At 38.3% G+C, this 13,539-nt stretch carries 9 protein-coding genes; 5 read left to right on the top strand and 4 right to left on the bottom strand.

The genetic code is table 11. From position 1 onward, the window contains the following. Positions 1-48: 48 nt before the first annotated feature. The 3 genes from guaA (at position 49) to O0931_RS14530 (ending at position 4,068) form a co-directional block, all read left to right on the top strand. Positions 49-1,581: a glutamine-hydrolyzing GMP synthase gene (guaA, locus tag O0931_RS14540; protein ID WP_269416311.1), complete on the top strand. Its 1,533-nt coding sequence runs from the start codon at positions 49-51 to the stop codon at positions 1,579-1,581. An 84-nt stretch (positions 1,582-1,665) separates the two neighbouring features. Beyond that, entirely contained in the window at positions 1,666-2,880 is a 1,215-nt protein-coding gene (locus tag O0931_RS14535) for an ABC transporter substrate-binding protein (protein WP_269416310.1), read from the top strand. An 18-nt stretch (positions 2,881-2,898) separates the two neighbouring features. Next, the gene (locus tag O0931_RS14530) at positions 2,899-4,068 is read left to right on the top strand and encodes an RsmB/NOP family class I SAM-dependent RNA methyltransferase (RefSeq protein WP_269416309.1); all 1,170 of its coding nucleotides are present in this window, start codon (positions 2,899-2,901) and stop codon (positions 4,066-4,068) included. A gap of 455 nt (positions 4,069-4,523) precedes the next feature. Here O0931_RS14530 and O0931_RS14525 read toward each other — a convergent pair whose 3' ends face one another. From O0931_RS14525 to O0931_RS14510, 4 genes are all read right to left on the bottom strand, one after another. Then, complete coding sequence (locus tag O0931_RS14525) at positions 4,524-5,090, bottom strand: MarC family protein (protein WP_269416608.1); 567 nt, start codon at positions 5,088-5,090, stop codon at positions 4,524-4,526. A gap of 78 nt (positions 5,091-5,168) precedes the next feature. Next, a complete protein-coding gene (locus O0931_RS14520) occupies positions 5,169-6,509 on the bottom strand; it encodes a porin (protein WP_269416308.1) in 1,341 nt (446 codons plus the stop codon). Between the two features lie 96 nt (positions 6,510-6,605). Next, positions 6,606-8,081, bottom strand: coding sequence for an amino acid permease (locus O0931_RS14515; RefSeq protein ID WP_269416307.1), 1,476 nt, complete (start codon positions 8,079-8,081; stop codon positions 6,606-6,608). 115 nt (positions 8,082-8,196) lie between these two features. Continuing rightward, positions 8,197-10,443 (bottom strand): sodium-translocating pyrophosphatase, encoded by a 2,247-nt coding sequence (locus O0931_RS14510; RefSeq protein WP_269416306.1) that lies wholly within the window; start codon positions 10,441-10,443, stop codon positions 8,197-8,199. Between the two features lie 266 nt (positions 10,444-10,709). Between O0931_RS14510 and O0931_RS14505 the strand changes: the two genes are divergently transcribed. Both O0931_RS14505 and mnmL read left to right on the top strand, forming a co-directional pair. Next, positions 10,710-12,146: an APC family permease gene (locus O0931_RS14505; RefSeq protein WP_269416305.1), complete on the top strand. Its 1,437-nt coding sequence runs from the start codon at positions 10,710-10,712 to the stop codon at positions 12,144-12,146. A 365-nt stretch (positions 12,147-12,511) separates the two neighbouring features. Beyond that, entirely contained in the window at positions 12,512-13,459 is a 948-nt protein-coding gene (gene mnmL / locus O0931_RS14500) for a tRNA modification radical SAM protein MnmL/YtqA (protein WP_269416304.1), read from the top strand. Positions 13,460-13,539: the final 80 nt, after the last annotated feature.

Genomic DNA, 13,539 nt, shown 5'->3' with positions numbered 1-13,539 from the left:
TAACAATAAAACAATTTAACAATTCCCTTTCTTTCCCTATCTTTGCGGATGCAAGAAAAAATCATTATCGTCGATTTTGGTTCGCAATTTACACAACTCATTGCCCGTAGAGTTCGCGAACTGAATATTTACTGTGAAATATATCCATTCAACAATCTTCCTGATATAAATACCCCTGACGTAAAAGGTGTTATCTTTTCCGGCAGCCCCTATTCTGTTCGCCAGGATGATGCACCACAGGTAGATTTAAGCCAATTCCATTTAAAATTTCCATTATTAGCCGTTTGTTATGGTGCGCAATACATTGCACAAAAATCAGGTGGCGACGTTCAGGCTTCATCAACACGCGAGTATGGTCGTGCAAATCTTAGTTTTGTTAATCAGGAAAATAAATTATTTAAAGGCATAAATATCGATTCTCAGGTTTGGATGAGCCATGGCGATACCATTACCCAAATGCCTGAAGGTGCTGAGTTAATTGCGAGTACGGAAAGCGTTAGCGTTGCTGCATATCATATTAAAGATTCTGATACTTATGCCATTCAGTTCCACCCGGAGGTTACCCATAGCATTGACGGTAAAATCCTTTTAGAAAATTTCCTTGTTGATATTTGTGGCTGCAGTCAGGATTGGACTTCAGCAGCTTTTATCGAAACGACAATTGCCGAATTAAAAGAAAAGCTTGGCGATGATAAAGTTGTTTTAGGTTTATCGGGCGGTGTCGACAGTAGCGTGGCTGCGGTTTTATTGCATAAAGCAATCGGAACAAATTTACACTGTATTTTCGTTGATAATGGTCTTTTGCGTAAGGATGAATACGAACAAGTGCTTGAGCAATACAAGCACATGGGCTTAAATATTAAAGGTATCGATGCAAAAGATCGTTTCCTTAGCCAGCTTGCTGGTTTAAAAGATCCTGAATTAAAAAGAAAAGCAATCGGACGTGTGTTCATCGAGGTTTTTGACGATGCTGCACACGAGGTTACGGGCGTAAACTGGCTGGGTCAGGGTACCATTTATCCGGATGTTATCGAATCTATTTCTGTGAATGGGCCATCGGCAACCATAAAATCTCACCATAACGTTGGCGGTTTGCCGGATTTCATGAAACTGAAGGTCGTTGAACCCTTAAAAACTCTATTTAAAGATGAAGTTAGAAGAGTAGGTAAGGCATTGGGCATTGATGATGTGATTCTGGGTCGCCATCCTTTCCCCGGACCAGGTTTGGCCATTCGTATACTGGGTGATGTAACCGCGGAAAAAGTTGAAATTTTACAACATGCCGATTCGATTTATATTAATGAATTAAAAGCGGCAGGTTTATATGATAAAGTGTGGCAGGCCGGCGCTATCTTCCTTCCGGTTCAATCTGTTGGTGTAATGGGCGATGAACGTACATACGAAAATGTTATTTGTCTGCGTGCAGTGGAATCTGTTGACGGTATGACGGCAGACTGGTGTCATTTACCATACCCTGTTTTAGCAAAAATTTCTAATGAAATCATCAATAAAGTTAAAGGTATTAACAGGGTTGTTTATGACATCAGTTCTAAACCGCCTGCAACTATTGAGTGGGAATAAGGCTAATTACAATTAGTAATTTTCAGTTAATTTTATCGTATGCTGGCAAACTTTTGCCGGCATATTTTGTTAAAATATTAGAATATGGGTTTTAGAAAAAAGTATTGGTTTTTAGCTTTCCTGTTTATCGCTCTTGCTGCATGTTCTCCAAAAATACGTACGCCGAAATCAGAAACCCAGAAGCAGGCGGAGAAAGAAAAGCCGGCTGAAAAAAAACCGGTCAGGAAATTTACCCAGGCGAGCATTTCACTCCTTATACCTTTTAAGCTAAATGAAGTTAACTTAAAATTTATGAGCAAGGCAGATGCTGAAAAATATGCCATGCCGATTGATTTTTACCAGGGATTTAAGTTGGGTTTAGATTCTGTTACGGCTTCAGGCGCCAATTTCAAACTTAACGTTTATGATACACAGGATGATAATGCACAGATTGGTTCCTTATTTAAACTGGATAATTTCAGGAAAAGCAATCTGATCGTTGGTCCGGTTTTTCCTGAAGGTGTGAAATATATCACCAACTATTCAAAATTAAATAACGTACCGGTCGTTTCTCCTTTGGCAGCTTCCGAACCGTCTGATTTTAATAATCCGAACCTGATATCAATAGTAAATAATATTGATTTACATGCAAAGAAAATAGCAGCCTACATTGCTAAAACTTTCAATCCTGCAAATACGATAATTGTAATCATCAACCCTAAAAAAACGGAAGATGAGCAATTTGCAATACCTTTAAGAAAATATTTTCAATCGCAAACGAATAAATTTATTGTTCAGGAATACGCTTCAGCTTTTACTTTCGAAACAAAAATGATTAAAGGCAAGCAATATGCGGTAATTGTAACTTCATCAGACAGGGCATTTGTTTTACCAACAGTAGAAAAGCTTTATAAATTAAAAAACCTGCCAACAGGTGGGTATGCGTTAAATCTTTTCGGACACCCGCTTTGGTCAAAACAAAACTATCCTGCAGATAAATTGCAAACTTTGAACACCATTATAAGTTCTTCTTATAAAGTGGATTACCGAAATCCTAATGTTATCAACTTTGTTAAAAGTTATAGAAAAAAATATGGTTTTGAACCCGGAGAATATGCTTTTAAGGGTTTCGACGAGGGCTATTATTTTGGGAAATTAATGTCTACTTATGGAGAAGACTATCTGGAGTATTTAACTAAAGAAAAATATAAGGGTTTACATAATAGTTTTACTTTCGTATACGACGATCAACTGGGTTACATTAACACCAGTTTGGTGCTTTTAAGGTATAAAAATTTTGCTTTAAATATAATCGAGTAAAATTTATAAATTAACCGAATGAGAGTAGAGCATCAGCTAAAAGCGTTTGAACAGGTTTTGCAAAATTATGATGGAAGTTTACCGCTGCATCGGTTTCTGCCGGCATATTTCAAGCAAAATAAACAAATGGGCTCGTCAGACAGGCGTTGGGCTACGAGGCACCTCTATAGTTTTTTTCGTTTAGGTAAAGCATTATCTAAACTTAGTCATGAAGAAAGGTTAAGCGTTTCCGATTTTCTTTGTCACGATACTTTAAGCTTGATCGTAGAAAAAAACCTTCCGGATTTACAAGATAAAATCACCGCTTTACCGGAAGAGAAACTTCAGTTAATTTCTGCAAGATATCCTGATTTCAATTTAGAGGAAGTTTACCCTTTTAATAATCAACTATCCGGCGATATTGACAAGGCCTGTTTTTATAAGTCATTTTTCTTACAGCCTGATCTGTTTATCAGGGTTGCAGCAAGCGACGCGCCATCAATTGTATCTAAATTGCAAGCTGAAAATATAGCTGTAAAGCAGGTTTCAGAGACTGCTTTATCGCTGCCTAACGGTACAAAACTTGAAAGCGTTTTACAAGATGGAACTTATCAGGTTCAGGATTTATCCTCTCAACATACCGGAACCTATTTCAAACCAAGTAAGTGGGATAAATGGTGGGATTGCTGTGCTGCCTCAGGTGGAAAAACTTTATTGCTGCATAGTTTAGAGCCTGTTTTAGATTTATTGGTAACCGATCTCAGGGAAAGTGTTTTGCTAAACTTGGATGAGCGTTTCAGATTAGCCGGGATAAGAAAATACCATAAAAAGGAACTGGATCTCCTGAAAAATAATGATCAGATTTTGCATCACTATGCCTTCGATGGAATTATACTCGATGCACCTTGCACAGGTTCGGGCACATGGGGGAGGACACCAGAAATGCTCACTTTTTTCGAAGAAAGAAAAATCAGCCAATTCTCAACGATTCAGAAAGCAATCGTTCAAAATGTGGTCAGGTATTTAAAACCCGGCAAGCCATTAATTTACATTACCTGCTCGGCCTTTGCAGCAGAAAATGAAGATGTAGTTAAACAGATAACCGAAACCTTACCACTCGAGTTAGAATCTATGGAGTTAATAAAAGGCTACGATAACAATGCAGATACGATGTTTGTAGCGAGGTTAATCAAGAAAAACCAGGATTAAGGGATTTTAGGATTTTAAGATACACGGAAACCATTTTCTTCTCGAGAGACTAGAGTTTAGCGCTATTGGTGATATTCAAAACAAGCTTCTTTAGTTTTAAAGTAAGCCAATGGTTTTTAGAAAATCCGTCTCGTCATTTCGAACTGAAGTGCTGGATTGTAAGATGGAGTGAAGCAATCTTTCCAAATATAAGATCCTGAAATACCTTATATATGGCAGGTCGTAATTCAGGAAGAGATGGCCATACGCATTACGTATGTTTAAACCAAGATTTAAAATTCTTTTTCAGGTGCTTTACGGCTTCAATTAAAACAGCAATCGCCCCGATTAGTACAGTATATTTTTCAAAGCTGTTCATGTTAGCTTTTTAGTTTAGATAAATATACTCAATTTTTGTTACAAGCTAATGAATTATTAGAATCGGATTCCATCTTCCATTAAACATCTTCCGTGTATCAGAGTCCTGTGTTATTTCTGAAAAGCTTAATCGCAATGGCCAATAAAATTACACCAAAAGCTTTGCGAAGAACATTTAACCCCGATTTGCCAAAAAGCTTTTCCAGCCTGTTCGTGTTCTTTAGAACAAAATAAACGAAAAGAATATTGAGTATAATGCCGATAAGGATATTTTGTGTATGGTACTCGGTTTTTAAAGAAAGTAAGGTCGTCATTGTGCCTGCACCTGCAATTAAGGGGAATGCCAGGGGAACAATTGAAATCGTTTCCGGTGCTTCTTCTTTGAAAATGGTGAGACCTAAAACCATTTCCATAGCTATAAAGAAAATCACAAAGGAACCTGCAATTGCAAATGACTCTACATCCAAACCAATTACCTTTAATAAAGATTCGCCTAGAAATAAAAACAGAATCATTAAACCAGCTGCTACAAGAGCGGCTTTTTCCGATTCAATGTGGCCTGCTTTTCTCCGAAGCTGTATAACAACAGGAATTGAGCCCAGAATATCGATAATAGCGAAAAGAACCATTGTTGTAGATAGAATCTCACTCAGGTTGAATGTCATAAAATCAAATTTCATAAGCTTACAATTTTAGCAAAGGTATATCAATTTGGATTAAATACGCATTTATCAAATTAATTATTAGAAATAGAATTGTGTCCTTAATGTTAACACGTTGTCTTTTCTATCAGAAGTATAACCCGAAATTTGAGTTGATTCGTTTTTAATGATATCGTAATAAATCACCGCTTTAAAATGAGGATTAAAATGATGTAAAAATCCAAACCCAAAAGTATTGAATTTCACGTCAGCAGCCGATAATCCTAGAGATGAAGAGATATCCGTACCTTTTACTTTACTGTTCGGATCGTACCAGTCATATTTTAAAATTAATTGGTTATCGGTGCTGTTTAATGTTTGCACGAAAGTAAAATAGGCACCATTGAAATTCCGTGTGTAATAGGGAAGGGGTTCCGATTGACTATCGGTAGGGTAGGAACCTGGCGTTGTAGATGTTGTAGCTGTTCCGGTTTGTAATCCGGAGATAACTTCGGCCCTTAATTCTGATTTCCAGCTTTTGGTATTTGTTGATAATTGGATATCTGCACCGTAGTACCTTCGGGGAGCCACTTTATTGATTGTTGAAGCAGATGAATCTTTAGCCATATACCAAATGTTATTTGCCTTTTCCATTTTATAACTTACGGGTAAGCGATGGTTTAAGCCACCTTGTAAAGTGCTGATTCCGCCTGCAACTGTAAATGGCAGGTTTTTCATTTTGTATGATTTATGGCTTAATCTTAAAATAAAATCCTTGCTGTTATCAAATTCTGCCGTACCGGCCAATCCCTGGCCGTTATAAATTCCAAAATCTAGGGAAATGTTTTTTAGTTTAGCACCTTTCCATCGGGGATTTAATGTGAAAGTTACTCCTAAATCACGTTCTGTACGCATTAATATTTGCGACATCCTGCCGCGTTCCGGTGCCTCTCTAACGGATGAGGATAACTGAAGTTCATTGCCGAACGGACGGCCTGATAAACCTAATGTTACCGCTAATATTTTCCATTTGTTTTCATAATACCTGCCCCAGAAATCCCTTACGGCAACACCTTGTTCCGTACCATCAAATTGAAGTACAAAATAAGTTGATGGCGCGCCATCGTCGGTTAACAGCATGTAATCGGCTCTTAAACGCCCGCGTCTTAATCTGAAACGATTATTTGTAAATTCTCCAAAATTGCCACCCTGGTATTCAGCCTGGGCTCCATTCGATTCTGCCACCTGAAATTGAGGTTGCAAATAGCCGCTGAATGAAAGAGAACCATATTTTTTAGAGATAATCAGTAAATGATTGACCGTTGTAGAATCCATTACATCATTAATTGTTCTTTGTGCGAAAGCTTGTGAATAAGAAATCAATAAAGCAACAAACAGGACAGGTAAATACTTGCTTTTAATCGGCGGGGAGTAAAGATTCATTTTTCGGACTTTTCGCAAAGTTAAATTAAAGTTAATTCATTGCGCATAAAAAAGCCCCGAATTTAGGTCGGGGCTTCATGTTTTTTTAAATTTCGTTTATTTCGAATCTTTTAAATGAGAATTCTTTTTGCTGTATCCGAAGTAAATTATAAATCCAAGTGCTAACCAGCCAAATAACCTCAGCCAGTTAGTCCAGCCTAAACCTAGTATCATTAATCCGCAGGCTGCGACACCAAGAATTGGAATTAAAGGTACCCAAGGCGTTTTAAATTGACGAGGAAGATCAGGGTCTGTTTTTCTCAGGATAATTACCGCAACGCAAACCAGCATGAATGCAAACAATGTACCAATACTGGTCATGTCTCCAACAACATCGCCTGGAATAAATGCAGCAAACAAGCCCACAATTACTAAGATAACCAGGTTAGCTTTGTAAGGTGTTTTAAATTTAGGATGTAAATCGCTGAACATTTTCGGCAATAAACCATCTTTACTCATTGAATAGAATACGCGGCTCTGACCTAAAAGCATAACCAATATTACGGAAGAAAAACCCGCTAAAATTGCAATGGTTACTAATTTAGCTAACCAGCCATATCCGGTCATATATTCGCTGATTGCAGCTACAACAGATGCTTCACCGCCTTTAGTTCTGAAAAATTCTACCGGAGCAACACCTGTTAATACGTGTGCAAAAAGGATGTATAGAACCGTACAAACGGCTAACGAACCTAAAATGCCAATTGGCATGGCGGTTTTAGGATTTTTAGTTTCCTGCGCTGCTGTACTAACTGCATCAAAACCTATAAAAGCAAAAAATACGGTTCCTGCGGCACCGATAACTCCCCAGAAACCACCAAAACTATGGCTGATACCGGCGTGGTCTACATAAGTAGTTGCAGCTGGAATGTATGGATGATGATTTTCCTCATGGATAAAGCCCCATCCTAAAACGATAATTAGGATAACAATACTTACTTTAGTAATAACGATAACACCGTTTACAAAGGCCGATTCAGAAGTTCCTTTAATTAAAAGTAAGCTTAATAACACAACAATAAATAAAGCAGGCAAGTTCATAATACCTGCAACTGTTCCATCGGCATGTGTTTGAAATGGCGAATGACACCATTCGTATGGTATGGGGGATACATGTAAAACTTCTACCAATAATTTATTCAGGTATTCGCTCCAGGCGATACCCACTGTAGCAGCACCAACTGCATATTCCAATACCAAATCCCAGCCAATTACCCAAGCCATCAATTCGCCCATAGTTGCATAAGTATAGGTATATGCACTACCTGAAATTGGAATAGATGATGATAACTCTGCGTAACATAAACCTGCTAAAGCACAGCCTATCGCCGCGATTATAAACCCGATTGTAACCGAAGGGCCAGCATTTTGGGCAGCTGCAGCTGCAGTACGAACAAATAAACCGGCACCAATGATTGCGCCAACACCTAGGGCAACTAATGCACCTGCGCTAAGTGTACGCTTTAAGCCTTTGCCTGAATCGCCCGCTTCTTCAAGCAGTAGATGCATCGGCTTTTTAGTAAATAAACCCATATTATAGTTTTTGTTTAGATTAATTCAGTTCCAAACGTAATTAAAAATTACGGAAAAATAAAAGGGATTTTGGTTAAAAATCCCTTTTGATAATATTATATCTATGTTTTTACAACTAACGACTTAATGTATCGGTTGTATTGACTAAAGTATCTGTTGTTATGTTACCTGAACCATCGGTTTTTTGCTGAATCCTGATTTCCTTGCGAACTTCCTGCCTATGTTCGCCGGTAACGGCCTTAACCGCGATGTAAGGGGCAATAACCAGGGAAACGATAGACATTAATTTGATTAAAATGTTCATTGAAGGGCCGGAAGTATCTTTAAAAGGATCGCCAACGGTATCTCCGGTTACGGAAGCTTTGTGTGGTTCAGATTTTTTATAGAACATTTCGCCATTAATCATAACACCTTGTTCAAATGATTTCTTGGCATTATCCCATGCACCACCTGCATTCGATTGGAAAATACCCATCAGTACGCCGGTTACAGTAACACCGGCTAACAGTCCTCCAAGAACTTCCGGTCCGAAAGTAAAGCCTATAATTACAGGTGTAATTAAAGCAATAGCACCGGGCATCATCATTTCACGGATAGATGCTTTGGTAGAGATGGCTACGCATTTTTCGTATTCAGGTTTGGCTTTATATTCCATAATACCCGGAATTTCCCTGAACTGGCGGCGAACTTCCTGAACCATATCCATTGCTGCCTTACCTACTGCCTGAATACACAAGGCTGAGAAAATGAAAGGAATCATTCCACCTACAAACAAGCCGGCCAAAACAGGCGCCTTATAAATATCGATTGCGGTAATGCCTGCAATACCAACAAAAGCGGCAAATAAGGCTAATGAGGTTAGTGCCGCAGATGCGATGGCAAATCCTTTGCCCGTTGCGGCAGTAGTATTTCCAACCGCATCTAAATTATCGGTACGCTCGCGGACTTCGGGAGGCAGCTGACTCATTTCGGCAATTCCACCTGCATTATCTGCAATTGGTCCGAAAGCATCAATAGCCAATTGCATCGCGGTGGTAGCCATCATACCGGCAGCTGCAATGGCAACGCCATATAGTCCCGCAAAATGATACGAAGCCATAATGCCACCTGCTAAAACTAAAATCGGTATTACAGTAGATTTCATTCCAACAGATAAACCGGCAATAATATTGGTTGCATGACCAGTTGACGATTGCTGAATAATAGAGTTTACAGGTCCTTTGCCCATTGCGGTAAAATATTCTGTAACAATACTCATTATGGTTCCAACAACTAAGCCAACAATTATTGCGTAAAATACATTAATACTCGAAAATTCATAGCCCCGAAGATTTAAAGTTTCGGGCAGCATCCATTTAACAATAAAATAGGATGCAACTGCTGTAATTACAATAGATGACCAGTTGCCCAGGTTTAGTGCATTCTGAACGTTTGATTTTTCATCTTTTATAGTCACAAACCAGGTTCCTATAATGGAAAAAATAATACCCAGGCCGCAAATTACCATTGGTAACAGAATTGGAGACATCCCTCCGAATTTATCAACTACGGTAATTTCCTGCCCTAAAACCATTGTAGCCAGAATTGTAGCCACATAAGAACCGAATAAATCGGCACCCATTCCGGCTACGTCGCCAACGTTATCACCTACGTTATCTGCTATTGTTGCCGGGTTACGTACATCATCTTCGGGAATCCCTGCTTCCACTTTACCTACCAAATCTGCACCAACATCGGCAGCCTTTGTGTAAATGCCCCCACCTACACGAGCAAACAAAGCAATTGATTCTGCACCTAATGAAAAACCGGTAAGTACTTCAATCGCTGTTCTCATTTCTTCGCTATTTGCATTGGTTACATGAAATATCTGAAGAAAAGCAATGAATAAACCACCCAAACCTAAAACAGCTAATCCCGCAACACCTAATCCCATTACGGTTCCACCGGTGAAAGAAACCTTTAGTGCTTGTTTTAAACTTGTTCTGGCCGCTTGCGTTGTTCTGACGTTTGCTTTTGTTGCGGCTTTCATACCAATATATCCTGCTGATGCAGAAAATACGGCTCCGATTATAAAAGAGATGGAAATAATCCAGCTGGAATGCATTGCTACACCATTAATTTCGGTAATTGTTCCGGAGTAGGCAAGTAAAGCGGCGGTAAATGCAGCGAAAATACTTAGCACTTTCCACTCAGCTTTAAGAAAAGCCATTGCGCCGTCGGCAATGTAACCGGCAAGTTCCTGCATGTTTTTGTCACCTGCATCTTGCTTGCTTACCCAGGCACTTTTAAATAGCATAACAATAATCCCGACAAGGCCAAGCGCCGGAATTGCGTAAATCAGATTGTTTTGTAAAAAATCCATAGTTAAATATTTGGTTTTGAATTTTGTTGATTCAAAGTTCTGTTGCTCATAACTAATTAAGCATGGTTAAGGCTTAACTTACAGAACATTGAATTATTTAGTTTAGCAATATAATAAAATAATTTTCTACGCATCATCACGAAGAAAAAAATTATAAGGTATGAGAATATTTTTTATTCGTTTAAAATAATACACGACAACTTGATGCGAATTGTTTTTTTTAAATAAATTAGCCCAACTAAAGCTAAAACCAAACAAACAAAAAAATGGAAAAACTACAGGAAAAAGAACCTTTAAAAAGAAAATTGGGTCTTTTTGATGCTGCGATGCTGGTCATGGGCTCAATGATTGGAAGTGGTATTTTTATCGTGAGTGCCGATATTATGAGGAACTTAGGTTCCGGTTATTGGTTAATTGTGGTTTGGCTGATAACCGGAGTGATGACCGTTGCGGCGGCAATTTCTTACGGAGAACTTTCCGCTATGTTTCCTAAAGCCGGCGGGCAGTACACCTACCTGAAAGAAATTTTTGGTAAGATGATGGGATTCCTTTATGGATGGGGCATGTTTACCGTAATTCAAACGGGTACTATTGCTGCGGTTGCAGTTGCCTTTGGTAAATTTACCGCTTATTTAATACCTGCTTTAAATGATGCGGCGCCAATTTTTCAAAGTGGTAGTTATAAAATTACCTGGATACAAATTCTGGCCATCTTTATTATTCTGCTGCTTACCTACATAAATACAAAAGGGGTCGAAAGTGGTAAAATATTGCAAAATATTTTTACAGGTTCAAAGATTATCGCGCTAATTGGTTTGATTATTCTGGGTTTTCTTTTGGTAAAAAGTAACTTCTGGACGGAGAACATGGGATTTGGATGGAACGCATTTAATAATATAAGAACAGATTTGACCGGCAATTTCACAAAATCAGGATGGGAATCCATTTCAGGAATGACCATAATGGGTGGAATTGCGGCCGCAATGGTTGGCTCCGTATTCTCCAGCGTTGCCTGGGAGAATGTAACCTTTATTTCCGGAGAAATCGAAAATCCAAAGAAAAATATAGTTCGTTCCATGGTCATTGGCACTTCGGCTGTAATGGTTCTTTATCTGCTGGTTAATTTTGTGTATTTAAACACATTAAACAGGGATAGTATTGCCTTTGCAGCAAACGATAGGGTTGCTGTTGTTGCTTCCGAGCAAATTTTTGGTGATGGCGTAGGTACTGTTGTGATGGCTGTTTTAGTTATGATTTCCACTTTTGGTTGTGTGAATGGTTTAGTAATGGCAGGTGCCAGAGTTTTTCAAACTATGGCAAAAGATGGTATGTTTTTTAAGGCTGCGATAGAAAATAATAAAAGCGGAGTTCCGGAAAAATCCCTTTGGATGCAGGGGATTTGGGCCGCTGTTTTGTGTTTAAGTGGCCAGTATGGTAATCTTTTAGATATGATCTCTTTTGTCATCGTATTATTTTATATGATTACGGTTTTTGGCGTTATTTATTTAAGATTAAAAAAACCCGACTTGGATAGGCCTTTCAAAACATGGCTGTATCCGATTACACCTATTATTTATTTGCTTATTGGCGCTGCATTTTGCATTTTACTGTTAATATATAAACAACAATATACCTGGCCCGGACTTGTAATCGTTTTGCTGGGTGTTCCTGTTTATTTTTTAATTAACAGAAATAAAGCTTAGGTTCAGATTTAAGGATTTTAAGATTGAGGTTTCCAAAAATGTCTGGGAGATATGTTTTTTATTTCTTGGAAAGCAATAGCAATGCTTATCGGTTATGATAGTCCCGCCCTTTGCTAAATGTCGAAGAAAAATCGACATACCGCTGCCGGTCGGGTTTATTTAACCTCGTTTTGTACAGGGAAGTAAATTCCTAATTCCGACACTGCGTATACCAGCCTGGAGCTTAAGGTTTGCATGCGTTTAACAAATGGCGGGTTTAGACTTAATTGAAATGTGGCAATTGCTTTTCTGACTAATTATTAAGCGTTTGTAATCTTGATTGGTAATGCCATTATCTTAATAGTTATTACGTATTTTTGCAGCCAATGGGAACACAGGTAGATTTAGGTATAAAAGGATATAAAAATTACGGCACATATTTGCGTGAGAAATACAATGGCCAGCGGGTTTTTAAAACGATTGTAGATGGCGGTTTCACTTGTCCGAATCGTGATGGCAGCAAAGGCTATGGCGGTTGTACATATTGCAATGTAGATTCTTTTACACCGGAAATTTCGCGTAAAATGCCAACCATTCGCGAACAACTGGAAAAAGGAATGGAGCGTGGCAAGAATTTTTATAAGGCCGATAAGTTTATCGTGTATTTCCAGCCAAATACCAATACGTATGCGCCGGTACATTATTTGAAAATGATGTATGATGAGGCGCTGTCTGTAAATCCTGAGGATGTAGTCGGTTTTTCCGTAGGTACCCGCCCCGATTGTATCGATGCAGAAAAGGTGGCCTTGCTGGAAAGTTATGCCGACAGGTATGATGTGGATTTGGAAATGGGTATGGAATCGATATATGATGAAACGCTAAACCAAATTAACAGGGGCTGCAGTCATGGTGAATTTGTAGAAGCCGTTAAACTTTTGGAAAATAGCAAACTCGACTTATGTGTACATACTATCTTCGGTTTTCCTTGGGAAACTAAAGAAATGATGCTGGGTTATATTCATGAAATCAACCGCTTCCCGCAAATTAAGTTTGTTAAATTTCATCATTTGCACATTGTTGAAGGCTCTATAATGGGTGTTAAGTATAAAAAGGAGCCATTTAAATTGTTCACGTTAGAGGAATACACCGATTTATTGTGTGAATTGATTCCTTTACTTCGTCCGGATATCGTAATTCAGCGGCTTTTTGGAATTTCCGACTGGGATTTATTAATTGCACCAAATTGGGGTTTAAATAAATCATCAATTCAGACTTATATTGATAAAGAAATCGAAAAAAGAGGTATAATTCAGGGTTCTCTGTATTTTGAATAAAAAATTAAAAAACACCAACATTTTTATAAAAAACCGTGATTTTTCATGGTTTTTTTGTTTTTAGACTGCTTTTTATGATA

Source organism: Pedobacter rhodius, assembly GCF_027213645.1.
In the GTDB taxonomy this organism is placed as follows: Bacteria; Bacteroidota; Bacteroidia; order Sphingobacteriales; family Sphingobacteriaceae; genus Pedobacter; species Pedobacter rhodius.
This window is presented reverse-complemented; position numbering and strand designations above follow the sequence as displayed.

Excerpts from the sequence above, each read along its gene's own strand:
- guaA (WP_269416311.1), top strand. The coding sequence starts at position 49 with ATGCAAGAAAAAATCATTATCGTCGATTTTGGTTCGCAATTTACACAA.
- O0931_RS14535 (WP_269416310.1), top strand. The coding sequence starts at position 1,666 with ATGGGTTTTAGAAAAAAGTATTGGTTTTTAGCTTTCCTGTTTATCGCT.
- O0931_RS14530 (WP_269416309.1), top strand. The coding sequence starts at position 2,899 with ATGAGAGTAGAGCATCAGCTAAAAGCGTTTGAACAGGTTTTGCAAAAT.
- O0931_RS14525 (WP_269416608.1), bottom strand. The coding sequence starts at position 5,090 with ATGACATTCAACCTGAGTGAGATTCTATCTACAACAATGGTTCTTTTC.
- O0931_RS14520 (WP_269416308.1), bottom strand. The coding sequence starts at position 6,509 with ATGAATCTTTACTCCCCGCCGATTAAAAGCAAGTATTTACCTGTCCTG.
- O0931_RS14515 (WP_269416307.1), bottom strand. The coding sequence starts at position 8,081 with ATGGGTTTATTTACTAAAAAGCCGATGCATCTACTGCTTGAAGAAGCG.
- O0931_RS14510 (WP_269416306.1), bottom strand. The coding sequence starts at position 10,443 with ATGGATTTTTTACAAAACAATCTGATTTACGCAATTCCGGCGCTTGGC.
- O0931_RS14505 (WP_269416305.1), top strand. The coding sequence starts at position 10,710 with ATGGAAAAACTACAGGAAAAAGAACCTTTAAAAAGAAAATTGGGTCTT.
- mnmL (WP_269416304.1), top strand. The coding sequence starts at position 12,512 with ATGGGAACACAGGTAGATTTAGGTATAAAAGGATATAAAAATTACGGC.